The sequence below is a fragment of the Pseudomonas sp. BO3-4 genome, assembly GCF_034044115.1.
Lineage (GTDB): Bacteria > Pseudomonadota > Gammaproteobacteria > Pseudomonadales > Pseudomonadaceae > Aquipseudomonas > Aquipseudomonas alloputida.
In genome coordinates, this window is sequence record NZ_CP139018.1 from 1,387,840 (window position 1) to 1,412,847 (window position 25,008).

Sequence of the window (25,008 nt, forward strand, 5' to 3'; positions counted from 1 at the left end):
AAGCGCCTGATACCACGTGGTTTTTTTGAAAAAAAGATTTGCGTTTTAAAAGAACGCTGGTATGATGCGCGGCATTGGAGAGATGCCGGAGTGGTCGAACGGGACGGATTCGAAATCCGTTGTACTGGCAACAGTACCTAGGGTTCAAATCCCTATCTCTCCGCCATACGTGAAGTAGTCGAAGCCCCCGAAAACGTTGATGTTTTCGGGGGCTTCGTCGTTTAGGCGCCTTAGGTTAGGGCAAATTTAGGGCAGAATTTGACAATGCCAAACCGCATTAGGCCGGTTCTGGCCCCGCGATTATCCAGGCTTTAGAGAGCTTGCTTGTGGGTCCTGCGCAGCGAGACGGCTTTTCAGTATCATACGGTCGATGCTGCTGGCATGATCCGCTGGACAGCACGCTCGCAGGAGACTCGTTGTGGAAGGAAAGCCAAGAGTATTCATCGCTTCATCTGCTGAAGCGATCCGGGTTGCGGAAGCTGTAAACATTAGGCTGGAGCATGATGCCCAGGTTACACCGTGGGATAACGCTTTTGAATTGTCGTCGGTAACGATTACTTCGCTTATTCAAAGAGCAAACAGCACTGATTACGCAGTGTTCGTTTTTCATCGTGATGATGAGCTAATCATGCGCGGTGAAAATTACAGTGTTGTACGGGATAACGTACTCTTCGAGTTAGGTCTATTTGTTGGTGCTCTCGGTATCGAAAAGTGTTTCATTCTCGTGCCTCGATCAAAGGCGGGTGAATTTCGCTTGCCTAGTGACTTAGCTGGCGTGACCTTTACTTCGTATGATGATTCAGTAGACGATTATGTTAATGGAGTAACGACCAGCTGCGCAAAAATCAAAAACTCTATTCGTACCCAAGAAGCTAACAAAAAAGGCACTGAACAAGATCACACTACTGCGGTTGTCCAGCAGCAACTCATGGATGTTCAGGGACAAATGTGGCGAGTTAAGCACGAGATAGAGCGCGCTCAGGAGCAAGCAACCAAGCATTTTGAAGATATTCGGCAGTTCTTTTACTCTATTGCTAAACCCGCCACAGCCCTTGAGATAGCTGCGTGGGAAGCAGGAAGTAAACAGGCTCACGGAGTAGATATTAAAATCGTTGGGATGGAGGTCCTCTACGTTGACCAGGATGTAATCATTCCATCAATGTATGGTGCGAGCCTTCTTTGCATTATTGTAGCCAAAGGCGTACGTCTGTACGGAGTTGATAGGTGGAGTCACAACCACATCTATTACATGGATGGGTTCCGGTGCATAGGACCGGGAGCACGTGTGGGAGCGTGAAAAGAGGCAGCACCTGATACTGCCTCAATGAAGCGTTAAAAACCCATCATTTTGGTAACGATGTCCGCCATGCTTTTGGTGTCCTTCGAGATCCAACGACCGTAGTGTTTGCGCACCATGGTCGTGTCGCTGTGCCCCAGTTGGCGGGCGACCCATTCAATCGGGACGTAGCTCGATAATGCTTGGCTCGCGAACGTGTGGCGTGCCTGGTTGGCGCCCCGATGGCGAATTCCCGCTTTCTCAAGGTGGGCGGTGAACCAGTTGCTTACGGTCTTGCCGTTCCACAAGAGGCCACTGGTGGAGCTGCGGAACAGGAAGCGGACCCGCTCATGCTTTTTCGTGATGTTGTCTCGCTGCACCACGGTGATGTGCGTAGGTTCGGCATCCTTGGCATCGGTCACGATCATGGTCAGCAGCTCCAGGGCCGGCGCGATCAGTTCCACCGTTCGGATGCGTGAGCGTTCCTTCGGTACCTTGAACTCCCCTGCGACTAAAGCGCGCCGGATGGTCAGAGTGCCTGCCACCAGGTCGACGTCCTCGACGCCGACCGCGATCAGTTCGGACAGGGACAGCCCGGCCCAGCAATTGAAGACGATCATCCGGCTGTCAGTAATTCGCTCCGGATCGGCGGCGGCTATCCGCTCAATCTCGTTTCGGGTGAATGGATCGGCGAATTCACTGTCGCTGTCAGACTGGATGTTCTCGATGCGCTCCAGCGGGTTGAGTTTGATGATTTCATCGCTGAACGCGTCCCCCCACACCCCCCGTATAATCGTGAAGATGTCATTCACAGTTTTTGGTTTGAGGCCATTAGTGAGAAGCTCGGCTTGGAATAATTCAAGCTCGCTCTTTGGGATACTTGCGATCGTTCTACCTGTGAATTTTTTTCTGACGTGTTCTGACTTGCTCTTGTAATTGATAAATGTACTGTGGGCCTTTTTGACCTTGGCAACTTCAAGCCACTGGACTATCCCCTCGTCTACAGTCCTTTTGGCTGGCTCATTGGGAAGTTCTTGTCGAGCTTTGAGCCAAACCGAATCGGGGAAGTGTGCCGCGTAGTCAAAGCGGCTTTCCTTGATCTCCGCAAGTATCGTTCTGCGTTTATTGTCTGCATAGGCGATGGCGGCCTTGTTGATCTTGGCAACATTGCGTAGAGGCTCCCGGCGGCGTTCGCCTTCGTACATGAAGGCGATCCGCAGGTGGTTGCCGTTGATGTCGACGCCCGGGGGGAGGGCGTCAACACCAGCTGGAAGTTTCAAGGTCATGGACGGCCGGCCATCCAGTTTTCAATCTCTACACGGTTGTAAACAATCACGTTGGCTGGGTCGGTGCGCCATTGCTTCTCTTCCAGCCAAATACCCCGGTCGCGATATTTGCGCACTGCCTCGGTGCTCAGTCCGAAGACGGGGAACAACAGTTCTTTTCGAATCCATACTGCGGGCGTGATCAGAAGTTGTACTTTTTCGGCAGTCGAGTTGTTTGCTTCGTGGATGGGTTTAACTTGCTGCTTAGCCATAAAATATTCTCCGACTTACCGAAGTGGTCGCAGGCGCTGAGGCTGCTGACGTTTTTTCGCGGCCACATTGGCCATGTACGATTCCCATTTGCCGCTCTCGCGCTGTTGCCGGATTCGGCTGCACCGCTTGTGTCGCCGCGTCGACCTGCCTTTACCGCACACATCGCAGATAGCAGGAAGGTCGAGGCTGTGTGAGGCCATGGGGGGCCTGATGCGATCAGTCATAACTCACTGCCTCGCTGCCATTGTTGATAGCGTCCAGTGCGGCTTGGTCAAGCAAACGGTGCATCTGGTTGGTACCTTGCTCGTCCTCACGCTGCAGTTCGTGGATGATTTCCTGTATCAATAACGTGCCGTTCTGGATGCTGATCGGAGCGCCTCTGTAGTCGACCGGCCATTCCGGCGCGCAAGTTACTGCATGCAAGAGGCACTCGGTGGTGATGCGGATAACCAATTGGTGGCCTTCGACTGCCACCGTTGGCAGCACGTCGATTAGCTCGGCTGATTTCGCAGTTGTTGGAGTTAGGAGGCGATCCAACTCGTCAGCTACGTCCTGCATACCAACAGCTGCTGCTGCGTCAAGGGCTTGCACCAGCAATTCACAGGGCACACTGACCATTCGATTGGTATCGTTCATGGCTGCACCTCACGTGCCTTTTGGCGATCCAGACGTTCGATCTCAGCCAGGATCAGAGCACCAGCTTTAATGAGCATCTGCCGCTGAGCCTGGGGCTTCCACGTTCCTGGAGCCCATGGCCACATCGTTGGGGCATGCGTGCATTGGGCGTACGGTAGGTTCCAAGAGCGAGCCCACCAGGCGTAGGTGCTGGCAGCATCTGCAAGTTGTCCTGATGTGTATTGGTCGTCCCGTTCAGGTGTGTAGCTTTCGGCTTCGACCTGGCGCACCCGCTCCGCCAGAACCTCACAAGCTGCCAACTGAGTCGCGATAGGCGTGCCGCACAGCTTGGCAGGTTGAGTGTTGAGGTCGGGCTTGCAGCCCTCCTCTTTGTCGAGGCTGGAGCAAGGCGCTACGTCGGCGCAGGGGAGGCCGGTGAGCAGGATGTTGCTGTCGGGCTTACAGCCCTCTGCGGTCATCTGGCGGTGGCGCTCGATCTCGGCGATCAAGCCCAGCACCGTCGCGGGCGGTACTGCAGTGCCGTAGTCATTCAGGGCTACGGCGTCATACTGGTTCGCGGCCGCAGCAGTGGCGAGTGCCTTCAGTTTGATGATGTCGATGGTCATGCTGTAGCCCTTCGGATGATGTGGAAACCTGCAGCCTGGCGGGTCTTGGAGCACTGGTCGTGATTGCCCTTTACGCGAGCCTTGCCACAGATGTCGCAAATGAACGACATGGCGGGGCGAAGCATGGGTTGCATGCCTTTGCGGGTGCGGGTGGTCGGGGTATAGGTCGATGTGTCGATCACAGCGAATACCTCTCGTGGACACGGCGAGCGTTGGGGCTCAAGGCCAGATGCTCAAGGTCTGTGGCGCTGTTTACGGTCGTTAGCGTGCCTGTCGCGGGCTGCCTGGTAGTGCTGACGCGCTCCAGCTGGGCCAGTGCAGCGATCAGCGCCACGGCGAGCGTGAGGCTGATCAGCTGCCAGGTGCGTGTTGATTTACCCACGTTGGCGTCCCTCGTTGAGCTGGCTGAGAACCTGTTTGCTGGCCAGCTCGAACAGTTCGGCGGCGGAAACCGGCGTGACGGACTGCTCGCGGTTGCGCACGGCGTCAAACCGAGTGCGGTACAGCCCGGCCTGGCCGAGCCAAGCGGCTGCGTTGAGTTGGACGTCAGGTGCTGGGTGCTCGTATTGATGGACGGTCTGCATGGCCTGGTCGAAGGTCATCACACGGCATTTGAAGTACCAGGCGGGATTGTCAGCGTTGGTCAGTACCAAAGTGTCCAGCAACGGCACGGGGGCGCCTGCATCCCAGTTGTCGAGGATCTGGCTCAGGCCGAGCGCTTTGGCGATGGCCGGGGCGTTAGTGGTCTTGCCGCATCCAGCTGGCCCATGGACGAGGCAGCTGCGAGGGGTATGAATCGTCATGCTGGAGCTCCCGCAGTTGCGGCGCTCGGGTTGCTGCGGAGTTGGGCGTGGATCCGCTTGGCTAGCTCGTCAATGACGTCAGCCTGCGCGCCTGCTCGGGCTGCCTCGGCTTCGGTTTTCAGAGCTTTGAAGGTGCGCTGTGCTAGGCGCATCGTGGACGAGGCGCTAACCAGCCTGTCGTAGTCCGCCTTGGTCACCGCGAGGCCGGTGTACGCCATGATTCGCGCCTCAAGCTCGCTGATACTTGCCTTGAGTGCGGCAATGCTGGCTTGGCGTGCGGCGAGCTGCACATTGCAGGTTTGTTGAGTGCGTTGCAGTTCTGTTCGCAGCTTGTCCAAGTCCTGCATCGCTTCCCTGAACTGCTGGGTCAAGCTCCGGTCGTGGAAGGCCTTGCCTTCGTCGAAGCCTCGGGCATAGGCAAGGCGGCGTGCTTTGGCGATCAGGAAAGGAAGGATGATCAGGGTGACCATCCAGCCGATGCCAGCGGCGAGTGCGTACTGATGAGGTTGCATGTGCTGTGCTCCTTCGTGGCCCGCCACCTTGCGGGGTGAGAGTCGGTGGCGGGCAGGGTGCCCCTGTTGGCCGGGGCCGCCTGGTTCAAGCGGATTGATTAGTGCGCTCTGCCTGGCGATCCAGATATGCGGCCAAGTTCTGCAGGTAAACCACGTGCTGGGCCTTCGCCGAGTTGTGTAACTTGCTCAGCTGCAGATCGATCTGGCCTTTGTTGATGAGCTCCCTCAGCCGTCGGTCTGTACCGATGTGAGCGAAATAGCGCTCCCTCACGGCGGACAGCGTCGGGCAAGGGGTGGCGAACTCACTGCGCAGTTGTTCCAGCGTGCTCATGCGCATTTCCCGAGGTCTTCGGGGCCGGGCTGAAGCTTTCCGCGCACTGCTGCAGCGAGGTGTTCTTTGCAGGCACCCGTGACGGCGACACAAACATCCCCTTGCTCGTTGGTCACTACGGCGCCAAGGGGCAGTTCGCGGTTGACGGTGGCGATGACATAGGCGGTTTGGCCGGTTTGGAGCACTTCTTCCACACTGACCTGCGCCTCCAAGAGTGCGAGTGCTTCTTCCGACTGGGCGCCAGAGTCAGCTCGGCCATTGGCCAGGTCCTGCAGAAAGTCTCGCAATGATTGGCACTTGGTCGAAAGTGCGCGAGGAAGGCTCAGGCTGCTGAGGAGCGGCCCAAGGGTCACCTTGATGCGGTGGTGAGTAGTGTCGTTCTCGATCTCAAGCTGAGCGTCAAGCGACACTTCCGGGCGCTGCAGTTTGCAGGTCGCTGAGCCGCCTTTGTCCAGGGTGCTCTGCAGCAGCATGATCTGGCGGAGAGGTATCTGGAACTCGCTCATGCTGCACCTCCGGTGGCCGCTACTGCATGGGCCTTACCATCCTGGGTGACGACCAACTGCAAGCCGGTGCTGCGCTGGAATGCCTGAATCTTTGCAAGGCTGCTGCAGGCGGTGGGGTGGATCAGGATCGCGACCGATCCTTTGTGCTGTGCTGATTTCATTCTTCCGTGTCCTTGATGTGAGAGAGGGGCACGGGGGTGAAATTAGCAAAGGCTAATTAATTGAGCAATAGCAAATGCTAAATTATCGGAGTGTGGCTACGCCCCAGCAAATGCCGGTAGGGCGCAGCTCGGGATTTCGTTAGAGCTTCTTCGCGTTCCAGGCCAGCAGGACGCGGGCTTGGATGTGCATGCGCTCGATCATCGATTCATCGATGGTAATCGGTGGGTAGATGGGGTTGTCGGAGATCATTCGCAGCTGGCCTCCGGTAAGGCGCTGCAGGCGTTTGATGTAGAGATCGCCCTCAAGGGTGAAGACATATATCGCGTCTGTTTTCACCTCGGAAATCCCACGATCCACAAGCAGAGCGTCGCCGTCGGCGAACGTACCAGACATGCTGTCGCCATCTCCTGTGATGATGGCCAAGTTGTCTACATTCGAGAAGCTCAGGCCCTGCATCCTGAGCCAGTCGAGGTGAACCGTCATGTCGCGAATGACTTCAATGTGCATACCTGGGGCTGCCTTGCCATGCCCCATAGACGCCGCGATATCGAGGTGCGGAATCAGCACGAAGTTCTTGTCCTTTTCCGCCCTGGTGGGCAGGCGAACCACGTTGTCTGGGGCTGCGGTGGATGACTCCTCGGAGGGAGGAGATGTCAGCGTCCCTGCTGCGAGCCCAATCTTGAGCTCCAGATTTAGCGCAGCCTTTTCCCCCAGCTTGCGATGGCCGTTGAGCAGTTGTGACAGGTACGACGCGTCTAGGTCGTGAGCCTCAGCGAATTCCTTCTGGCTCAGTGCACCCATGATCGTACGGAGGGAGGCGATACGCCTTTCGTTGATATCCATGTGTCGATGATTGCTTTCCGTTAGCAAACAGTAAATTACTACTTGCTATTGCCTTGCGAATTAGCAATTGCTAATCTCGCCGGCAATGGAGGTGTCTATGACGCTTAGCGAGTACTTGAAGACGATGGACAAGGAAGGGCTTGAGGCTTTCGCGAAACGTTGCGGAACGTCTGTTGGGCAGTTGAAACAAGTCGCCTACGGCAACCGCCGCGCTAGTGCGGGATTGGCTGTTTGCCTGGATCGAGAAACGGAAGGGGCGATTCGTTGTGAAGCGCTGCGACCGGACATTGATTGGGCGTATTTGAGGCAAGCAAAGGAATAAGGTGCTGGACCAGGGACTCTCACCTCCCTGGCCCAGCGACGACGACGCACAGCACAGTACGGTCGTAGCTGTAGGATAGGTCCTACCTCATTCTCTGGCTACACCGTAAACCGAGGATTTACGGTTATGAGTCGCATTGATCTACTGCCGGATGCAGGTCCGGTTCTCGCCTTGCGGCAGGCGCTCTACCGCGCCGGTCGCGACTATCACGGCGGTATCACAAAGCTGGCCTTCGATATGGTCATGGACGTGGATGCCCTGCAGAAGAAACTTCACCCTACCGAAGAGCGCCGCTGGCCAAGCCCGGACGAGATCGAAGAAATCGTCCGCTGGACCGCTGACCCGCGTTTGCTTGATGCCTTGGTCCGTCCGGCCGGTGCCGTCTGGTATCGCCCGGAGCCGGTCCCAGCGACTAATGAAGCGCTGCAGGCAGTAGCCAAGCTCCTTGAAGAGTCCAGTGAGTTCGTCGGTAGCCTGCACGAAGGCGCTGCCGACAATGTCTGGACGGCTGGTGAAGTGGTCGACCTCGAGCAGCGCGGGATGGATGTTATCCGTCAAGTGCTAGCGATCATGGCGGGTGCCCGCCAAGCCATGGAGGATGAAGCTCATGGCTGATGTGATCGATGTGGCCAACGATCAAGCCGACTATCACCTGCAGGTAGCCCTTCAGCGCCGTATTCGCCCAGTGACGAAGCCGAGTGCGCAGTTTTGTGAAGACTGCGATGAACCAATCCCGGAGGTGCGTCAGCTGCTGGTGGCGGGGTGCGAGACTTGCATCAGCTGCCAGGAGCTGCGGGAGCGTCGGAGATGAGTGATCGCCCATCCTCTACCACAGCTGATTGGGCGCGGCGCTACATTGATGCCTTTGATCTTGCCCTGGTTCCCATTGAACCAGGTGAGAAGGGTCCGAAGGATGCCGGCTGGAACAAGCCTGGTGGCTATTTCACGGATGCCTCGAAGGCTGAAGCGTTCTGGACTGCGAGCCCGAATCACAACCTTGGTGTTGTGCTCGGGCCGAGTCGTGTCTGCTCGCTCGACGTTGATGACGTTGAGCTGACCCGGCAGGTCTTGCAGCAGATCCTTGGGCTCGACGTTGACGCGCTCGCTGATGCGTTTCCCACCTCAGTAGGCAACCCTGAACGATTCCGCGTGATGTTCCGTGTTCCTGAGGGTGTTGACCTGACTCGCCACGCCTTGGTGTGGCCGAACAAAAACGACCCCGATGGCACCATCTACAAGGGGCTCATGGCGCAAGTGAAGGCCGCGCAGGACGAAGGCGATGCTGCCCGCGAGGCGGCTTTTCGCATGGCGGCTGAGCCCTTCAAGAAAGTGACGGTTTTCGAGCTGCGGGGCGGGCTGGTGCAGGACGTCTTGCCGCCATCCATTCACCCAGGCACTCGTAAACCCTACACGTGGCGTACACCTCCGACTGCTGAGGGGCTGCCCGAGTTGCCGGCTGACCTGCTGGGCATCTGGCAGGGTTGGGACGAGTTTAAACCGAAGGGGGAGGCTGTTTGCCCTTGGAAGCCGAAGGCGGCAGCAGCTGCGGCTGCAGCTCGTCCCGTGGCCAGGCCATCACCAGCTGCTGCACGATCTGGTGATCGGCTCCCCGAAGTCATTCCCGAATTCAACCGCGTCCATGACATCGCCACGATGATTGAGGCGCACGGTTACAAGCGCATCGATGGGAAATGGTTGAGCCCGCACAGTAGCTCCGGGATGCCCGGCGTCACTATCACTGAGGGCAAGCTGTATTCGCACCATACCTCGGACCCGCTGGCGAATGGGCACAAGAACGATGCGTTCGATGTGTTCTGCATCCTGATGCACGACGGCGATCAGAAGGCTGCGACCAGGGCGGCTGCTCAAATCCTTGGCATTGACGCAAAATCGCGCCCGCCGATACCGCCGCCATTGGGTGAACGTCCCCGTACCCCATTGGTGGTTGAGCAGACCGACCAGCCTACAGTCATCGACAACGGCGCTGTAGACCCTCCCCAACCCCCATCGGACGATAAAGCCACCAGCCCGGCCGGCTCCTCGGCTACCGGGGGGGCAGGGGGTGGCGCCCTGGATATTGACGGCGCGATGCGTCGCTTCGCCCTGGTCGAAGGCACCACCAGCGTGTGGGACTTAGACAAGGGTCGGTCGATGAAGCGGACAGGCTTCGAGGCCTTGATCGGCAAGCCACTTGCGAAGGAGTGGATGGGGCGGACTGACAAGAAGCTCATCGCCACAGAGCAGGCTCAGGAGCTTGATCAGGCCAGGCGTTTGTCGACCAAGAAAGGCGGCGCGTTGAAGCTCGACCCCATCGAGCGGTACGTGTACATCGACGGCACCAAGGACGTGTGGGACAGGGAGAAGAAGCGTCGTGTCGCTGAGGGGGCCGTGAAAATGGCCATGGGGGAAGAGTACAAGTGGTGGCTCAACAGCCAAGATCGTCGCGTCGTGGATGTTGACCACATCGTATTCGACCCCACTATGACCAAGGATCCCAACCTCTACATCAACACTTTCGAGGGGCTTCCTTTGGAGCCTGTCCGTGATGACGCCGCGTGCGAAAACTTGCGCTGGTTGATTTCGTTTCTCTGCAACCATGACGAGGAAGCCTTGAGCTGGCTGACGAAGTGGTTGGCATACCCGCTGCAGAACATGGGGGCCAAGATGGATACGGCGGTCCTTATGCATTCCATCATGGAGGGCTCAGGCAAGAGCTTGTTGTTCGCGGACATTTTCGGCCAGTTGTATGGCCAGTACGCCGCGACCGTTGGCCAGACCCAGCTGGAGGGTAGCTTCAACGCCTGGCAAAGCCGGAAGTTGTGGGCTGTGTTCGAGGAGGTCGTGAGCCGGGATCAGCGCTACAACCAGGTTGGCAAAATCAAGCACATGATCACCGGCAAAACCGTACGGATGGAATCGAAGTTCATCAACGGTTGGGAAGAGGCCAACCATATGAATGCGGTCTTTCTGAGCAACGAAATCATGCCGTGGCCTATCAGCGAAGATGATCGCCGGATGCTTGTGATGTGGCCCTTGCAAACATTGCCAGTAGATCGCCAGAAGGCTATCGGTCGGGAGCTGAGCAACGGTGGAGTGGCGGCACTCTACGGTTGGCTGCTCGAGGTCGAACTCGGAGACTTCAACCAGCGGACACGTCCTCCTAAGACCGAGGCCCGACAACGTTTGGTCGCGCTCAGCCGTACGGCATGGCAAACTTTCCTTCACCTCTGGCAAACTGGAGAGCTTGGGCGAGGTCTATGGGGGTGCTGTCTCGCAACCGACTTGTACGCGCTTTTCATCGAGTGGTGCTCGCGTAACAAGGAGCACGCCATGAGTCAGACGAAGTTCTCACTCATGCTTAGTGCTACGGTCGATAAAACGCGCTCAATTCCATGGACGGAGGGGAATAACCGCCGATTCGCGGCGTTCTTTTTCCCTGATGATCCCGAGGCTTCCCTGCCCCCATCGTTCAATGCGGCCGAGCTGGGGCAAGCTGTTATCACCTGGCGCAGCAAGGCGAAACTTGCAGGGTGGAACGTCGACGCTTGGGAACACGTGAAGGGGGTCGCTGCATGAAACCAAGAACCCCTGTGTTGGGTGTGTTGGGTTTGTGTTGGGTCTGTTTGAGCAACCCAACACGCGTAGAACCCCCTAAATTCAAGGCTTCCCGAGCCCTTGTGTTGAGTGTGTTGGGTTTGCGCGCACGCGCGCGTGCGGGCGACTTATTTCTCATGCTTCGGCGGGCCAACAAAAAAACCTATGCGAGAACTCAAAAACCCAACAAACCCAACACACTCAACACACCTACTGATAAAGCATTGAATTTATTAGTTTTTATCTGTGTTGGGTTTGTGTTGGGTTGGCTGATTGTGTGTTGGGTATGGAATTTGGAGGAGTGGCGATGACGGTGCAAGCGGGATTGCGCATTCAGCTCCTGGTGCAGATGGCCCAGCACCAGACGGAAATGGCGGAATTGATAGATCCAGCCGAGCGCCTGCGTCTGGTTGGCGCTCTGATGCAGCATTGGGGCGAGCAGCGGCGTCAGCTTGGTTTGGGAGCCAGCCTTGGCAGCCAAATGGGGACGATCATGGAGTGGAAGGGATCAGCGCCTCGCACTGGCTCTTCTGGTGCGCGGATTCTGATGGCGGGTGCTGGTCTGGATCACGCCGCCTCCGAAGTAGATGCAGCTGTTGCTGAATTGGCTCGCGGGAACGACCGGGCGGCAACGCTGGCCAAGTTGGCCGCACTGCGTTACGTCCACCAAGTCACGATCAGGGAGCAGATGCGCGAGGTCGGGCTTGCCGAGCATGCTGATCGCACCTACCGGAACTGGGTCAAGTCACTGCACCTGCAGGTGTTTGCCGTGCTGGCTGCCCGCTCCGGCCGTGTTCGGCAACAGACCGTTCGTCGGGTAGGAATGCGACTTGCGTGCAACATCGATGCTACATAGGCGCCACATTGCGGAGTACCGAAAATCACCCCTTTTCGGTTTTTCCGGTGGCATGTAAAAAGGCCCCACGATATCAAAAGTGCGCTTAGGCGCTTCCCCCACAAGCACCGTGCTGCGCTACCCGCTCCGACCTGTCGGCGCACCGAGAACCCTGCCACCTGGCGGGGTTTTCTGTTTCTGGCGCCGTGCTTTGCCAATGAGGCTTACATGAACAGCGAGCAACAAGCGTTAGCCGAACTGCCGATTTGGATGGTGATCGTGCTGTCCCTGGTCGGCGGCGTATCGGGAGAGATGTGGCGAGCAGACAAGGCGGGTGCTCGCGGTTGGGGGCTGATTCGTCGGCTGGCCCTGCGCTCGGGTGCCTGCGTCACCTGCGGTTTGTCCACCAACATGCTGCTGTACGCGCTGGGCGTTTCGGTCTGGGCGTCTGCTGCCGTAGGTTGCCTTACCGCCATGGCCGGTGCCGATGTCGCGATCAACCTGTATGAGCGCTGGGCTGCGAAGCGTCTGGGCTTGGAGCAAGCCCCACCGGCAAACGGCGAGGTAGGGCAGTGACCCGGCCTGGGGTGGGGGTGGGGGCCTGTCGGCATTTGCCGATTTTTGGGTCCTCCCCCAGGGCCGCCCCCTACACGGGTGCGCAGACTCGCGGTTTCCCTGCAGCTGAAATTCCTGCAGGGATGTCCGTCTTTTCAAGGACTTAGTGATGGGCAAGACAGTCAGCAAGCTCGAACTGGGCGAGATCATCGGCCGTGATGAGCGGACCCTGAGCCGTTGGCAGAAGGACGGCATGCCAGTGATCGAGTTCGGCGTTGGCCGTGGCAACGAAAACCAGTACGACACCCAGGTGGTGATCGAGTGGCTGATGCGACAGGCCGCCTTGAACGGCAAGAAGGAATCGACGCGCGACCGCCTTGATCGGCTGCGCGGTGATCGCGAAGAAATCGCGTTGGCCCGCGAGCTGGGTGAGGTCGTGATCGAGGCCGAAATGGTTGAGCGCTTTGAGGCGGTGATCACTGCCGCGAAGATCGAACTGCTCAATACCTTCCCTGATGAGCTGGCGGCGACCTTGTCGGCCAAGTACGGCGTGCAGGTCGATGACCAGCTGATCCGCGAGCCCATCGAATCAATACTGAGGAGGTTGTCCGCGTATGACGAGGATGACGATCTCGCTGGGGATTCTGACGAGTCGGACGACGAGGAGGGCTCTGAAGAAGACGGCGAGTAAAGCCATGGGGCGGGTCTGCCGTAAGTGGGCGCCCCCACCAAGAATGAGTATTGCCGAGTGGGCCGACAGATTCCGCTGGCTCGCCCCCGAAGAGTCAGCTGCACCAGGTAAGTACCGCTTCGACATGACCCCGCACCTGATCTGGCCGGGTGGACCGCTCGAAGCGTTGGACGATCCGAACGTATTCGAGATCGTGGGGCGCAAATCAGCCCAGGTAGCCTGGACGTCGGGTGTGCTGGGTAATGCCATCGGCAAGTGGATTGATCTCGACCCTTCGCCCATCTTGATCCTGTTCCCCAAGGCTGAAGCGGCCAAGCAGTACGTCGCGGAAAAGCTGGAGCCGATGATCGAAGCTACCAAGCGGCTGCGGAAGAAGGTCGACCTGCGCAGTCGCAAGTTGCAGCAGCGCCAGGACTTCAAACGGTTCCCCGGGGGCTTCCTGAAAATGGTGGGCTCGAACAGCCCGGCCAGCGTGAAGTCCACGCCAGTTCCACGGGTCGCCATCGAAGAGCCTGATGACTGCAACTTGAACCTGCGGGGGCAGGGGGACAGCATCAAGCTGGCCAAAGAGCGTCTCAAGACCTTCCGGCGTTCAAAGATCATCATCGGTGGCACGCCCACTATCAAGGGCCTGTCGGCCATCGATGCGGAACTTGAGCTGTCGGACAAGCGTGTCGGCCTGGTGCCGTGCCATGGCTGTGGTCAGTCGCACGCGCTGAGCTTCGATCATCTGCACTGCGACGAAGACGAACACTACTTCCACGAGGTGTACGGCAAGCGTCGTCCGGAAACGGCGTACTACGCGTGCCCGCACTGCGGCGAGATCTGGGATGACCACCAGAAGAACGCCAACCTTGCGCATGGTCGCTGGGAAGCGACGGCTGAGTTCCGTGGTATCGCCGGCTACATCCTCAACGAGCTGTATGCCAAGTTCCACGGTTCCCGTTTTGAGGTGTTGATCGAAAAGAAGCTGCAGGCGGAATATGCCACGCGGCAGGGCAACATCGGTCCGATGATTGCCTTCACGAACAGTTCCATGGGGGAAAGCTACGAGTATAAAAGCGATGCGCCCAAGACCGACGAGTTGGAGAAACGTGCCGAGCCTTATGCCGAGCTGACTGCCCCGAAAGGCACGCTGCTGGTCACAGTTGGCGTCGACGTCCAAGGGGACCGCCTTGCCCTGGTCATGGTTGGTTGGGGGAGAGGCGAGGAGTCCTGGCGATTGTACTGGGGTGAGCTGCCAGGCAACCCCATCGATCCGCACGACCCTGTATGGACTGAGCTGGACAAGATCATCGCGACGCCCATACCCACCGAAAGCGGCGCGCAGCTTGCCGTTTCGGCAGTCAGCATCGACAGCTCAGACGGTAATACCAGCGACGCGGTGTACACCTACGTTCGAGATCGGCAGCGGTTCAACATCATGGCGATCAAGGGAGCGTCCATCGACAGCCGGGACCGCGAGATCTTCACCAAGCCTGCCCAATCTGCGGACACCAGCCAGGACAACACAAAAGCGTCGAAGTACGGCCTGCGCGTGTTCATCGTCGGCACTCACAAGGCCAAGACGCTGATCGATGGCCGGATGAAGCTCAAGGGCGGCGGGCCGGGGCGAATGCATTGGTACAGCGAGATCCGCTCGGACTACTACGAGCAGGTGACCAACGAGGTGCTGGCGCCGCATCCGCGAAACCCCAGCAAGATGGTCTGGCAGAAGAAAGCAGGCCGGCGCAATGAAGCCCTGGACTGCGAGGTGTATGCCTTGCACGCGGCTCGTAGCCTGAAAACGCACCTGCTGCGCGATCACGAGTGGGACCAGCTGGAGCAGCAACTGCTTCAGCCCACCCTCTTCACAACTGAGCAGGCGGTGGCGCCGGTTCCTCGCCGTGCGGTTGCGCGGGGCAGGGGTACCCGGAGCCGCGTCAGCTAACCGAGGTTCACCATGACAGATGCACAACAACGCCTTGATGAGGTCCGGGCGGCGATCTCTCGCGTCCTGAAGAACGGGCAACACTTGCGCCGGCAGGATCGGGAGATCCAGCTTGCCGAGCTCAACAGCTTACGTTTGCTGGAGAAGCAGTACGCCGGCGAAGTCGCCGCAGAGACGGCAGCCCGGCAGGGCCGTGGTCGCAACCGCGTTTCCTACGTGGGGATCTGACCATGTGGCCGTTCCGAAAGCGGGATTCGGCTGCTGAGCAGCTGATGAATGAAGCAATCCGCGTGGCCAGGGCATCGGTTGATGGACAGCAAATCGTCGCCCAAGGCGGCGGCGGCGGTGTCGAAACTCGCTGGCGTGGTGCCTCTAGGATGCTGCGCAGCGTTGCCAGCTGGATACCTGGTCTGGGTAGCCCCCGGCGCGACTTCAACCACAGCGAGCGCCGTATGCTGGTGGCCCGATCCCGCGATGCCATGCGCAACCATCTGATCGCCCGTGCGGCGATCACCAGGTTGCGCACCAACGTCGTTGGTACCGGGCTGGTTTGCCGGGCCCAAGTCGATCATGACGCACTGGGGCTTACCGAGGAGGAAGCCGAGCAGTTGAACGGCCAGCTGGACCGGCTGTGGTCCCTGTACGCCGATGATCCACGCGAGTGTGATGCCGAAGCATCTCTCAACCACTACCAGCTCCAGGCCTTGGTGCTGGTCTCTTCGATGGTGGCCGGGGACGTGTTTGTTGCTAGCCCCGATCAGGAACGCCCCGGCTGCATCTTCAGCACGCGCTTGCAGCTGATCGAGTCTGACCGTGTCGGCAACCCGAACGGAGGCATGGACCGGGCGAACTTGGTAGAAGGCGTCGAGTTCGACGGACTAGGGGCGCCGGTGGCGTATCACGTGTGCACTGGCTATCCCGGTGAGCATCTGCTGGGCAAGTCGCTGCAGTGGGAACGCTTGGCGGTGTTCGGTGCTGAAACCGGGCGCCGCCGGGTGCTGCATGTCATGGCCGACAAAGAGCGACCAGGGCAGAAGCGCGGCGCGCCTTATCTGTCGCCGGTGCTGGAGCCACTCCAGAAGTTGGAGCGGTACAGCAGCGCCGAGCTGATGGCAGCAGTTATCTCAGCAATGTTCACCGTATTCATCAAGAAGGGCGACGGCTTCAACGCTAACAACCTGCCGATGTCCGCACTGACGGAAGAGCAGCCAGGCGGTGATGACACTTCCGACGGTGCAATCGCGCTGGGTGAAGGGGCCATCGTTGACCTGGGCGTGGGTGAGGAACCGATGATTGCCAACCCCAGCCGGCCCAACGCGCAGTTCGACCCGTTCTTCACCGCTGTGGTGAAGGAAATCGGTGCCGCGCTGGAGCTGCCGCTGGAGGAGCTGCTGTTGCACTACAGCAGCAGTTACAGCGCCGCGCGCGCAGCCATGCTCCAAGCCTGGCGGTTTTACAGCCTGCGTCGTTGGTGGTTGGCCTGTGATTTCTGCCAGCCAAGCCGCGAGCTGGTCATCGATGAGGCTGTAGCTCGCGGCTTGGTCGATTTGCCGGGCTATAACGACCCGGCTAAGCGCAAGGCTTATTGCCAAGCAATCTGGATCGGGCCGGCGCGTGGCGCGATTGATGAGCTCAAAGAAGCCAACGCGGCTGGCAAGCGCATCGAGATCGGCGTGAGCAACGAGACGCTGGAAACGGCGGCCATGACTGGTGAGCCCTGGCAGCAAGTCATCCGTCAGCGCACTCGCGAAGTTACCTACCGGCGCGAGCACAACATGCAGGCCTTGCCCAAGGGTGGACTTGAGTCCCCGCCTGACCCCAACCCCAAAGAGGAATAAACATGCCTCGAGCACTTGAGCTGGCTGCCTCGCAGCCCTGGCTGATGATGCCCGACGCCTTGGACAACCTGCTAACCATCTCCGACCGCATGGGCGATCCGGTGGCGCTGGCGACCAAGCGCGGCGAGCGTCTGGATGAAACCCGACGCATCACCATGCGCGGCAACGTGGCGGTGGTGCCAATCACTGGCCCGATCTTCCGGTACGCCAACCTGTTCACCGAGATCAGTGGTGCCACCAGCACGCAGATCCTGGCCACCGACATCCAGCGTGCGCTGGATGATCCGAAGGTCAAGTCCATCGTGCTGAACATCGACAGCCCAGGTGGTGTGGCATCTGGCATCAACGAACTGGCCGAGATGATCTACGCCGGCCGGGATCGCAAGCGGATCGTCGCGTACATCGGCGGCATCGGAGCCAGCGCGGCCTACTGGATCGCCTCGGCGGCCGGCGAGATCGTCATCGATGAGGCCAGCCTGGCCGGCTCCATCGGCGTTGTGGTCGAGGCTGTGATCGAGGACGACAAAAAGGCAGGGCGAGCCCGCTACCAGATCGTTAGCCGCAACGCCCCGAACAAGCGGCCCGATCTCGGAACTGAGGAGGGCCGCGCCAAGATGGGCGAGACCATCGACGCGATGGCCCAAGTCTTTGAGGGCAAGGTTGCCCGCAACCTCGGCGTGGATGCGGCAAAGGTGCCCGAGATGGGCGACCACGGCGGCATCCGAGTCGGCGCTGACGCCGTCAAGCACGGCCTGGCCCACCGCGTGGGCTCGTTGGAGTCCCTGATCACCGAACTGGCCAAGCCGGCCATCAACTCTACAAGGATACACACCATGACCACTGTCAAAACCACGGCAGAACTGCGCTCGGCCATTGCAGCTGGCACCGACCCCAACACCATCGAGATTGCTGCGGCCGAGCAGCCTGATACCGCAACAATCCGTACCGAAGCCGCAACTGCAGAGCGTGACCGTATCAAGGGCATCAATGCCTTGGCCGTCAAAGGGTTCGAGAAGGAAATCGAGGCTGCCATCGATGGTGGCAGCTCGGTAGAAGCCACTGCCTTGGTGCTGTTCAAGGCTTCGCAGGATCGCGGCATCTCGCTCTCTGGCATCAAAGGTGATGCGCAAGGCGTAGCTGGCAGTACCCCGCTGGAAGGCGGCCAGGCCGCCGAGCGCAAGACGGCGGTCAGCGCAATCGTATCTGGCGCCTCGCGCCGTTAACCAGGAGCTCCTCATGCCAAACCCCCATACCCACACCTTTACGCCTTCCCAGCTCGAGGCCGGCGACTTCCCCATCGTGATGGACTCCGGCGTCATCGCCACCGGCCAACAGCTTGCGCGCGGCGCCGTGCTGGGCCAGGTCACCGCCTCTGGCGAGTATCTGCTGAGTAAAGCCGCTGCCGAGGACGGCTCGCAGGTGCCCAGGGCGATCCTTGACCGGGCTGTTGATACCACTGATGGCGTGCAAAGCGCTCCGATTCGCCTTACCGGCCAAGTGCTGGGCAGCCAGCTCACCCTCGGTGAAGGCCTGACGTTGTCGGCTGCGAAAGCGGCTCTGCGTCCCCTCTGCCTCTTCATTCGTTAACTGGAGCACCTATGGATCTCTTCGACACCCTGACCATGCTGGAAGCCGTTGAGCAGTTGGCAACGCCACGCCGCTTCCTCATGAACACCTTCTTCAACGCCGCAGCCCCTGAAACCTTCCCCACCGAGACGGTGACCATCGACATCGTGAAAGGACAGCGCAAGATGGCGCCGTTCGTTCACCCGACCCTGCCTGGCAGCGTGTCGCAGCGTACTGGTTTCGCTTCGTCGACCTATCAGCCGCCATACATCCAGCCCAAGCGGGTCACCCGTGCCGAGCAGATCCTGAAGCGCGGTGCTGGTGAAAACCCGTTCTCGACGCGTACGGCTCTGGAGCGTGCGGGCGAACGACTCGGCCGTGATCTGGTGGAGCTGGAGAACGAGATCATTCGCCGCGAAGAGTGGATGTGTGCTCAGGCGCTCACAACTGGCCGCATTCGGGTTCAAGGTGATGGTGTGGATGACACCATCGACTTCCTCATGGAAGACACCCACAAGGTTGTACTGGCTACGGGGCGCTGGAACACTTCCGACTCCGACCCAATCGCCAACCTGCGCCAGTGGCGCCGCCTGATTGCCAAGGACTCTGGCCGTTCCGCTAACGTCGCGGTGCTGAGTGCTGAAGCGCAGGATGCTTTCCAAAGCAACGAAGCGGTGCTCAAGCAGTTGAACACCCGCCGGGTCGATATGGGTCTGATCAAGCCGGAAGAGCTTCCTGACGGTGTGACCTACCTCGGTTACCTCAATGACCCAGGGGTGGACCTCTATGCGTACGACGAGTGGTATCTGGATGATGAGGACGGGGAAAAGCCACTGATCCCGGCGGGCGGCCTGGTCCTTGGCTCTACTGTCACCCGAAACGCGATGCTGTATGCCGCGATCCAAGATCTGGCGGCCATCGAGAGCGGTCTGGTCGAAGCGGCGCGCTTCCCCAAGAGCTGGGTTACCGATGAGCCCAGCCAGCGCTGGCTGAAGGTCCAGGCAGCGCCGCTGCCTGGGCTGCTGGAACCGAACGCTTTCCTCTCCGCGAAGGTGGTGTGACATGGCTGCCAAGATTGAATACGTGGTGGTCGATGGCTGCATCCAGGACGGCTCGAAGGTCGTGCGCAAGGGGGAGGTGTACGTTCCCCCATCCGCCGAGCTGCGAGACGTTCTGCTCGAGGAGGGGATCATCTCTCGTCGCGGCAAGTTGGATTCCGAAACCGAGTCGGGTGACTGACCGTGGCCTGGCGCGATCAGGTAGCGGACATGGACTCATCCCTGCTGGCTGATCTGGGCGATGAGGTCGAGATCGAAGGTTTCGACAATCCCGTGAGCGGGTTCATGTCCGTTCCATGGCAGCAGCCGAAGGTCGGCACGATTAACACCGGCCTTCGTCAGCCTGTGTTCTCTGTACGTGTGAGTGACGCGGCAGGCATTAAGGAAGGCCTGCACCTGGTCTGTGACCTTGCTCCAGCAGACGGCGGTGGCCGTTACATCATCGCCAGGCGTGACCCGGATGGCGCGGGCTGGATCAACTTCGCTCTACGGGAGGTGCGATGAGTGTTGGTAGCTATCAAAAGGAGTCATCCAGGTCAGGCCTGATCACCTTGCAGGCGAACCCTCGGCAGCTTAAGGGATTCGAGCAATTCGCTGCTCTGGTACCCAAGGCTATCAGTGCTGCACGGCGACGAGCCGTCAACAAGACATTGCGCTGGCTTCGTACCCACATTGCCCGGTCAGTAGGTCAGCAGGAGCGCATCGCAATCGCTGCGGTGCGTCAACGACTGCTTGCATATCCAATGGACAGCAACGGGCAAGGCAAGCTCTGGTTTGGCATCAGTCCCATCGAAGCCAGTCGAGCGGGGCGAGCCAGACAGACTCGTTCGGGGGTTTCCGTTGCGGGCAGGCGGTACCAAGGCGCTTTCTATCGAAAAGTGTGCGGCAATGGACCAGACATCTGGATCCGTGCCGGCAGCAAGCACTTCACCGCGGAAGACTACCCAGACAGTACGGTTACTACCCGTAAAAAGGGGCGGTCGGGGTGGATTGCTGAATCAACCAGTATCGGGCGCTTCCCTCTGGCCAAGGCAAAAATCTCCCTTGAGGAGGTCAGACCTCACTTCGAGTCATGGACGCAAAAGGCTCACCAGCGGCTGCTGGAGGTAATGGAGCAAGAGCTCAACTTCGAACTGCACAAACTCTCACGGAGAACCAGTAATGGGTGACGATCCGATCCCCCTTGCGGGGATTTACGCTGCAATGGAGGAAACCATTGCCCGCACAATCCCAGGGCTTAACTACGTTGGCACCATGCCTGGGATGCTGGAAACGGTCGCGGTGCCAGCTGTTGTGCTGGAATTCGCCGGTTTCGAGCCTGCAGAGCATGACCCTGGCACAGGCGAGGTGGCGATTGACGCGCGTTTTGAGGCTCGGGCAATTGTGGGTACCGAGCGCGACGACCACCTGCATGTGGTGGCATTCATAGCTGCGCAACTAGCGGTGTTGTTGCGGATGCAGTACTGGGGCTTGGCAGTTGAGCCAGCACAACTGGTACGCGCAGAGCCAGACTGGAGCCGGCCAGAATTGGATGGTCTGGCCGCTTGGGTAGTGGAGTGGACGCAAGTCATCTACCTGGGCGAGGAAGAGTGGCCGTGGCCCCGAGAGCCCGGCCCGGTGCTGTTCGCCTTCGACCCGGACAGCGGGGAGGGGAAGGAACAGCACTACCAGCATCCGGAGGCCATGGAATGAGCTATCCGACCGCGCAGCATGACCGGATGATTTCCGACCAGGTGATCAAGGGGTATGTGGTGGCCGTGGACTTGGTGGCCGGCAGGCTGCGCATGTCGGACGGTAGCGACTGGGTCAGTGCCTGGGTGAAGTGGCATGCACTGGCCGCCGGCAAGGCCCGCCATTGGCGGTCGCCCAGCTTGGGCGAGCAGGGCGCTCTGATCAGCCCGAGCGGTGACCCTGCCCAAGGCACGTTCGTGCCGGGGCTGTACGGCAACGCCGGCCCCCAGCCTGACAACCGCGACCATGTCGAGGTGTGGCGTTTCGATGATGGCGGCTCGCTGGTCTACGACTGGGAAGCCAATAGCTACACCATCAAGCTGCCCACGGGCACGGTCACCATTGAGGTCGGCGGCAGTAAGGCGGTCATCACCGACGACACGATCAACGCCAAAACCACGACGATGACGGCCGAGGCGCAGGCCGCCACGGTCAAGGCGCCGTCGATCACCCTGGAGGGTAACGTGCTGATCAAGGGCGCGTTACGCGTAACGGGCGATATCAACGGCGGCGGGAAGATCATCGACACCGCCGGCAACACGGCAAATCACAAGCACTGACAGCCCGCATTCGCGGGCTTTGTCTTATCTGGAGGACGCCTTATGGCTGTAAAGAAAACTGTTTCAACTGACGAGGCAATCGCCTCGGACACTACCGACGCCGCCGTTGCATCCGCACCGGAGGCGGGCGAAGCCGTGGCACAAGTCACTTTCGCCGACACCGTCTACACCTCGCGCTCGCTGTACCTGGCCAAGGGCGAGGACCTGCGCGAGTTCAAGGTGGTGGCCAAGCGCGTCAGCGTGCCGGCCGACGACGCCGAGGCGGTGGCCTTCCTGGCTGATCACCCTGAGCTCCAGCGCCTGGACGGCTGACCATGATTGGCCTGGATCGCCGCACCGGCGAATCAATCTCGGGCCTTGATCACCTGCGCCAATCCATCGAAGACATTTTGACCACGCCACTCGGCAGCCGCCGCATGCGGCCGGAGTACGGCAGCAAGCTGCGGCGTTACGTCGACATGCCGGTCAACGATGGGTGGAAAAGCGCGGTACAGGCCGAGGTGGCCCGCGCCTTGGGCCGCTGGGAACCGCGCTTGAGGCTGGAGCGGGTGGTGGTCACCTCGGTGCTTGACGGGCAGATCGGCATGACGCTGACCGGCGAGTACCTGGGCAGTGCTGCCGTCATGGAGGTAACCGCATGATCGACCTTTCCCTGCTGCCTCCGCCCGATGTGGTGGAAAGCGTGGATTTCGAGGAGTTGTATCAGGACGTACTGGGCATTTTCCGCGAGTTCATGAAGGACCAATGGACGGCGGCGCTGGAGTCCGACCCGGTGGTCAAGCTGATGGAGGTCATGGCCTACCGGGAAATGTTGGTACGAGCGCGGGTCAACGCTGCGGCCAAGGCAAGCCTGTTGGCCTTCGCGCGCGGTAAGGATCTGGACAACCGAGCAGCAGACTATGGCGTGACGCGCTTGACGCTACGCGCCGAGGATCTGGATGCAGTGCCCCCGGTCGAAGCGGTGATGGAGGACGACGATGCACTGCTGTACCGCACTCGGCTCTCGCTTGAAGCTCTGTCGGTTGCCGGTAGTAGCGGGGCATATGAGTATCACGGGCTCAGTTCTTCGGCGGAGGTCGCCCAGGTGTCGGTCGACTCGCCGAGATTCTCCGGGGTCGAAGTGGCGCCGGCCCTAAGGGCTCAGTTGCCACCGGGTGCCATCGTCCTTGTCTGCGACTATGACGCCGGCCTAGCCAACCCGCTGCCGGGCGACGTCTCGCTGGCTGTATTGCCTACGCTGGCCAGTACGACACCGCCTGAGCAGCTGGTGGCGGGTGTGCTTAAAAAGCTGTCGTCCGAGGACGTTCGTCCCATCACTGATCGGCCGCGTGCGCAGCTTGGTGTGCCCGCTGACACGAGCGTGGAGGCGGTGCTGTGGGTGGAAGATGGCCCCGATCCTGACGTAGTCGCCAAAGCAGCCCGTAAAAGCTTGGATCTTGCGATTGCCGGGGCACGCCGGCTCTCGGGCCAACTCTCTTTGTCGTCGGTCTACGCGGCGTTACACGTAACGGGCATTACCCGCGTAGACCTGCTTAAGCCTGTGGAGGGGTTGGTGTGTGACAAGCGGCATTACCCCAACTGCACGTCGGTCACGCTGACGACGAAGGTGGTGGCATGAGCCTGTTACCGCACAACGCCACCCAGCTGGAGCGCGCCCTGGAGGCGGCTGCCGACCTTGGCCTGGACCCGGACATTATCCGGGGCGTGGCCGACTCGGCGCGCTGTCCGCCCAACTTCCTGCCTTGGCTGGCTTGGTCGTGGAAGGTCGAGGGCTGGGAGTCGGCATATACCGACGAGCAGCGCCGCGCGCTGATCCGCGAGGCGATTCCCGTCCACAAGACCAAGGGCACGGTCGGCGCAATCCGGCGCGTGCTCAAGGCGGTTCGGGTTAACGCGGATTACAAGGAATGGCGCGAGATCCCCAACGCTGCGCCGTACACGTTCCAAATCACGGCATGGGCCAACGATAACCGGCCCGGTGAGGGCTCGATCATTTCGCCGCAGCTGGAGGAGCGTCTGCGCGCACTGGTCGACGCGACGAAGAACGAGCGCAGCCACTACACCTTCCGCCTCGGTGCGCGCTTCGATGACGGCCTGGTGGCGGCCAATGCCTCGCACCTGCGTCAGCGCACGCGCCGCTCGGCCGAAGCGCAGCCGATCCCCATGCCGCCCTCTGAGCAAGGCCTGGGTCTGGTCAACGCTTCGCGTCTGCGGCTGGTCCAGCGGCGCCCGGCGGATGCCCAGGCAGTGCCCATGCCCTTGTCCGAGCAGGCCCTGCAGGCGGCCAACGCAACCCACATACGCTGTGTCTCTCGGTGGCCCGCCAAGACGCAAAGCGTACCGATCCACAACGAAACGGTGCTGTTGGCGGCTAATGGCGTCAGCAACCGTACTGTCGTGCGCGTCACGATGGAGGCAGTCCTATGAGTACCGCTTTGCAACCCCAGATAACCAAGGCCGGGCTGGCCGCGATCTGGAACGCCACCAGCACCGGCCTGTCGGCCGAGATTTCCCACATCGGCCTGGGCTCTGCGGGCTACACGCCCAGCGCTGACCAGAAGACCTTGCGCGCCCAGGTGGTCAAGTACCCCATTTCGGGCGGCGAGAAGCTGAGCAGCACGCTGATTCACTTGACTGCGGTCGCCGACGACGCAGCCGCGTTCTGGGTGCGGGAAGTCGGCTTTTACTTGAGCAACGGCACATTGCTCGCAGTCTGGTCGCATGCCACTGAGGCGCTGACCTACAAGTCGGCCAACACCGAGCTGCTGCTGGCCTACGACCTGTCGTTGGAAGCGCTACCGGCCGACAGCGTGACCATCAACACCACCTCGGCCGGGCTCAACCTAACCATGGCCGAGCCGATGGCAGCGATGGCCACGGCCATGATCGCGGAGCAGTTGCGCAACCTGCAACAAGGTGATCGCCTGACGGAGGAGGAGCGCCGGCAGACGGTGGCAGGCAACCAGATTGCCCTGCTGATGGGGCGCATGTCTTCGGCGGAGCAGGCCCACACCGAGGCGCGGGATGGGCTATTGAGCGCGGCCGTGGCCAGCGCAATTGCTACCACCTCCCTCCAAACCATTGTCATGAAGCACATTCACGGAGCATAACCCCCT

At 60.1% G+C, this 25,008-nt stretch carries 37 protein-coding genes and 1 tRNA gene; 26 read left to right on the forward strand and 12 right to left on the reverse strand.

Going from position 1 to position 25,008, the window contains the following annotated elements; translation table 11 throughout:
* The first annotated feature begins 76 nt into the window (after nt 1-76).
* Together REH59_RS06345 and REH59_RS06350 are read left to right on the forward strand one after the other, a co-directional pair.
* Nucleotides 77-166: transfer RNA gene (locus REH59_RS06345), tRNA-Ser, on the forward strand.
* Between the two features lie 252 nt (nt 167-418).
* The gene (locus REH59_RS06350) at nt 419-1,297 is read left to right on the forward strand and encodes a nucleotide-binding protein (RefSeq protein WP_320450409.1); all 879 of its coding nucleotides are present in this window, start codon (nt 419-421) and stop codon (nt 1,295-1,297) included.
* A gap of 35 nt (nt 1,298-1,332) precedes the next feature.
* Here REH59_RS06350 and REH59_RS06355 read toward each other — a convergent pair whose 3' ends face one another.
* From REH59_RS06355 to REH59_RS06415, 12 genes are all read right to left on the reverse strand, one after another.
* On the reverse strand, nt 1,333-2,562 hold the full coding sequence (locus tag REH59_RS06355) for an Arm DNA-binding domain-containing protein (RefSeq protein WP_320450410.1): 1,230 nt from the start codon (nt 2,560-2,562) through the stop codon (nt 1,333-1,335).
* Entirely contained in the window at nt 2,559-2,813 is a 255-nt protein-coding gene (locus tag REH59_RS06360) for a hypothetical protein (RefSeq protein WP_320450411.1), read from the reverse strand. Before REH59_RS06360 ends, REH59_RS06355 begins: the two co-directional genes overlap by 4 nt.
* Before the next feature lie 217 nt (nt 2,814-3,030).
* Nucleotides 3,031-3,450, reverse strand: a complete 420-nt coding sequence (locus tag REH59_RS06370; RefSeq protein ID WP_320450413.1) for a hypothetical protein — start codon at nt 3,448-3,450, stop codon at nt 3,031-3,033.
* Nucleotides 3,447-4,055, reverse strand: a complete 609-nt coding sequence (locus REH59_RS06375) for a hypothetical protein (protein ID WP_320450414.1) — start codon at nt 4,053-4,055, stop codon at nt 3,447-3,449. The genes REH59_RS06370 and REH59_RS06375 overlap by 4 nt, the downstream gene beginning before the upstream one ends.
* Nucleotides 4,052-4,237, reverse strand: a complete 186-nt coding sequence (locus REH59_RS06380; RefSeq protein WP_320450415.1) for a hypothetical protein — start codon at nt 4,235-4,237, stop codon at nt 4,052-4,054. The genes REH59_RS06375 and REH59_RS06380 overlap by 4 nt, the downstream gene beginning before the upstream one ends.
* Nucleotides 4,234-4,437, reverse strand: a complete 204-nt coding sequence (locus REH59_RS06385; protein WP_320450416.1) for a hypothetical protein — start codon at nt 4,435-4,437, stop codon at nt 4,234-4,236. Before REH59_RS06385 ends, REH59_RS06380 begins: the two co-directional genes overlap by 4 nt.
* Complete coding sequence (locus tag REH59_RS06390; RefSeq protein ID WP_320450417.1) at nt 4,430-4,858, reverse strand: hypothetical protein; 429 nt, start codon at nt 4,856-4,858, stop codon at nt 4,430-4,432. Before REH59_RS06390 ends, REH59_RS06385 begins: the two co-directional genes overlap by 8 nt.
* Nucleotides 4,855-5,370: a hypothetical protein gene (locus tag REH59_RS06395; protein WP_320450418.1), complete on the reverse strand. Its 516-nt coding sequence runs from the start codon at nt 5,368-5,370 to the stop codon at nt 4,855-4,857. Before REH59_RS06395 ends, REH59_RS06390 begins: the two co-directional genes overlap by 4 nt.
* An 85-nt stretch (nt 5,371-5,455) precedes the next feature.
* On the reverse strand, nt 5,456-5,701 hold the full coding sequence (locus tag REH59_RS06400) for a pyocin activator PrtN family protein (RefSeq protein ID WP_185279670.1): 246 nt from the start codon (nt 5,699-5,701) through the stop codon (nt 5,456-5,458).
* Nucleotides 5,698-6,207, reverse strand: a complete 510-nt coding sequence (locus REH59_RS06405) for a hypothetical protein (RefSeq protein WP_320450419.1) — start codon at nt 6,205-6,207, stop codon at nt 5,698-5,700. Before REH59_RS06405 ends, REH59_RS06400 begins: the two co-directional genes overlap by 4 nt.
* Nucleotides 6,204-6,368 carry a hypothetical protein gene (locus tag REH59_RS06410; protein WP_185279668.1) on the reverse strand — a complete coding sequence of 55 codons (165 nt, stop codon included), beginning with the start codon at nt 6,366-6,368 and terminating at the stop codon, nt 6,204-6,206. The genes REH59_RS06405 and REH59_RS06410 overlap by 4 nt, the downstream gene beginning before the upstream one ends.
* Nucleotides 6,369-6,507: 139 nt before the next feature.
* On the reverse strand, nt 6,508-7,212 hold the full coding sequence (locus REH59_RS06415; RefSeq protein ID WP_320450420.1) for a S24 family peptidase: 705 nt from the start codon (nt 7,210-7,212) through the stop codon (nt 6,508-6,510).
* Between the two features lie 97 nt (nt 7,213-7,309).
* On the opposite strand from REH59_RS06415, the gene REH59_RS06420 reads away from it, so the two are divergent.
* The 24 genes from REH59_RS06420 to REH59_RS06535 all read left to right on the forward strand — a co-directional run bounded on the left by REH59_RS06420 (nt 7,310) and on the right by REH59_RS06535 (nt 25,002).
* Nucleotides 7,310-7,534 (forward strand): transcriptional regulator, encoded by a 225-nt coding sequence (locus REH59_RS06420; RefSeq protein WP_258703218.1) that lies wholly within the window; start codon nt 7,310-7,312, stop codon nt 7,532-7,534.
* 126 nt (nt 7,535-7,660) lie between these two features.
* Nucleotides 7,661-8,149: a phage regulatory CII family protein gene (locus tag REH59_RS06425; protein WP_185279665.1), complete on the forward strand. Its 489-nt coding sequence runs from the start codon at nt 7,661-7,663 to the stop codon at nt 8,147-8,149.
* Nucleotides 8,142-8,345, forward strand: a complete 204-nt coding sequence (locus REH59_RS06430; protein WP_185279664.1) for a TraR/DksA C4-type zinc finger protein — start codon at nt 8,142-8,144, stop codon at nt 8,343-8,345. The genes REH59_RS06425 and REH59_RS06430 overlap by 8 nt, the downstream gene beginning before the upstream one ends.
* Complete coding sequence (locus tag REH59_RS06435) at nt 8,342-11,110, forward strand: bifunctional DNA primase/polymerase (protein ID WP_320450421.1); 2,769 nt, start codon at nt 8,342-8,344, stop codon at nt 11,108-11,110. The genes REH59_RS06430 and REH59_RS06435 overlap by 4 nt, the downstream gene beginning before the upstream one ends.
* Nucleotides 11,107-11,439: a hypothetical protein gene (locus REH59_RS06440; protein WP_320450422.1), complete on the forward strand. Its 333-nt coding sequence runs from the start codon at nt 11,107-11,109 to the stop codon at nt 11,437-11,439. Before REH59_RS06435 ends, REH59_RS06440 begins: the two co-directional genes overlap by 4 nt.
* Nucleotides 11,436-11,984, forward strand: a complete 549-nt coding sequence (locus tag REH59_RS06445) for a hypothetical protein (protein ID WP_320450423.1) — start codon at nt 11,436-11,438, stop codon at nt 11,982-11,984. Before REH59_RS06440 ends, REH59_RS06445 begins: the two co-directional genes overlap by 4 nt.
* 207 nt (nt 11,985-12,191) lie before the next feature.
* A complete protein-coding gene (locus tag REH59_RS06450) occupies nt 12,192-12,539 on the forward strand; it encodes a phage holin family protein (RefSeq protein ID WP_185279662.1) in 348 nt (115 codons plus the stop codon).
* A 148-nt stretch (nt 12,540-12,687) separates the two neighbouring features.
* Nucleotides 12,688-13,209, forward strand: a complete 522-nt coding sequence (locus REH59_RS06455) for a terminase small subunit (RefSeq protein WP_110740341.1) — start codon at nt 12,688-12,690, stop codon at nt 13,207-13,209.
* Between the two features lie 43 nt (nt 13,210-13,252).
* Complete coding sequence (locus REH59_RS06460; RefSeq protein WP_320450424.1) at nt 13,253-15,139, forward strand: phage terminase large subunit family protein; 1,887 nt, start codon at nt 13,253-13,255, stop codon at nt 15,137-15,139.
* 12 nt (nt 15,140-15,151) lie between these two features.
* Entirely contained in the window at nt 15,152-15,367 is a 216-nt protein-coding gene (locus REH59_RS06465; RefSeq protein ID WP_320450425.1) for a hypothetical protein, read from the forward strand.
* Nucleotides 15,368-15,369: 2 nt separating this feature from the next.
* A complete protein-coding gene (locus tag REH59_RS06470) occupies nt 15,370-16,977 on the forward strand; it encodes a phage portal protein (RefSeq protein ID WP_320450426.1) in 1,608 nt (535 codons plus the stop codon).
* A 2-nt stretch (nt 16,978-16,979) separates the two neighbouring features.
* A complete protein-coding gene (locus REH59_RS06475) occupies nt 16,980-18,200 on the forward strand; it encodes a S49 family peptidase (protein ID WP_320450427.1) in 1,221 nt (406 codons plus the stop codon).
* Nucleotides 18,201-18,213: 13 nt separating this feature from the next.
* Nucleotides 18,214-18,564: a head decoration protein gene (locus REH59_RS06480; RefSeq protein WP_236059015.1), complete on the forward strand. Its 351-nt coding sequence runs from the start codon at nt 18,214-18,216 to the stop codon at nt 18,562-18,564.
* Nucleotides 18,565-18,575: 11 nt separating this feature from the next.
* Nucleotides 18,576-19,604 carry a major capsid protein gene (locus REH59_RS06485; protein WP_210668585.1) on the forward strand — a complete coding sequence of 343 codons (1,029 nt, stop codon included), beginning with the start codon at nt 18,576-18,578 and terminating at the stop codon, nt 19,602-19,604.
* Nucleotide 19,605: 1 nt separating this feature from the next.
* A complete protein-coding gene (locus REH59_RS06490; protein WP_210668583.1) occupies nt 19,606-19,782 on the forward strand; it encodes a hypothetical protein in 177 nt (58 codons plus the stop codon).
* Between the two features lie 29 nt (nt 19,783-19,811).
* Nucleotides 19,812-20,105 carry a head-tail joining protein gene (locus REH59_RS06495; RefSeq protein ID WP_320450428.1) on the forward strand — a complete coding sequence of 98 codons (294 nt, stop codon included), beginning with the start codon at nt 19,812-19,814 and terminating at the stop codon, nt 20,103-20,105.
* Nucleotides 20,102-20,770: a phage tail protein gene (locus REH59_RS06500; RefSeq protein WP_320450429.1), complete on the forward strand. Its 669-nt coding sequence runs from the start codon at nt 20,102-20,104 to the stop codon at nt 20,768-20,770. The genes REH59_RS06495 and REH59_RS06500 overlap by 4 nt, the downstream gene beginning before the upstream one ends.
* Nucleotides 20,763-21,293: a hypothetical protein gene (locus REH59_RS06505; RefSeq protein WP_061203465.1), complete on the forward strand. Its 531-nt coding sequence runs from the start codon at nt 20,763-20,765 to the stop codon at nt 21,291-21,293. The genes REH59_RS06500 and REH59_RS06505 overlap by 8 nt, the downstream gene beginning before the upstream one ends.
* Nucleotides 21,290-21,892, forward strand: coding sequence for a phage baseplate assembly protein V (locus REH59_RS06510; RefSeq protein ID WP_320450430.1), 603 nt, complete (start codon nt 21,290-21,292; stop codon nt 21,890-21,892). The genes REH59_RS06505 and REH59_RS06510 overlap by 4 nt, the downstream gene beginning before the upstream one ends.
* A gap of 42 nt (nt 21,893-21,934) precedes the next feature.
* Nucleotides 21,935-22,204, forward strand: coding sequence for a hypothetical protein (locus REH59_RS06515; RefSeq protein ID WP_320450431.1), 270 nt, complete (start codon nt 21,935-21,937; stop codon nt 22,202-22,204).
* Nucleotides 22,205-22,206: 2 nt separating this feature from the next.
* Nucleotides 22,207-22,533 (forward strand): GPW/gp25 family protein, encoded by a 327-nt coding sequence (locus tag REH59_RS06520; protein ID WP_320450432.1) that lies wholly within the window; start codon nt 22,207-22,209, stop codon nt 22,531-22,533.
* A complete protein-coding gene (locus tag REH59_RS06525; RefSeq protein ID WP_320450433.1) occupies nt 22,530-23,510 on the forward strand; it encodes a baseplate assembly protein in 981 nt (326 codons plus the stop codon). Before REH59_RS06520 ends, REH59_RS06525 begins: the two co-directional genes overlap by 4 nt.
* Complete coding sequence (locus REH59_RS06530) at nt 23,507-24,319, forward strand: phage tail protein I (RefSeq protein ID WP_320450434.1); 813 nt, start codon at nt 23,507-23,509, stop codon at nt 24,317-24,319. The genes REH59_RS06525 and REH59_RS06530 overlap by 4 nt, the downstream gene beginning before the upstream one ends.
* Nucleotides 24,316-25,002, forward strand: coding sequence for a phage tail protein (locus tag REH59_RS06535; RefSeq protein ID WP_320450435.1), 687 nt, complete (start codon nt 24,316-24,318; stop codon nt 25,000-25,002). Before REH59_RS06530 ends, REH59_RS06535 begins: the two co-directional genes overlap by 4 nt.
* Nucleotides 25,003-25,008 lie beyond the last annotated feature (6 nt).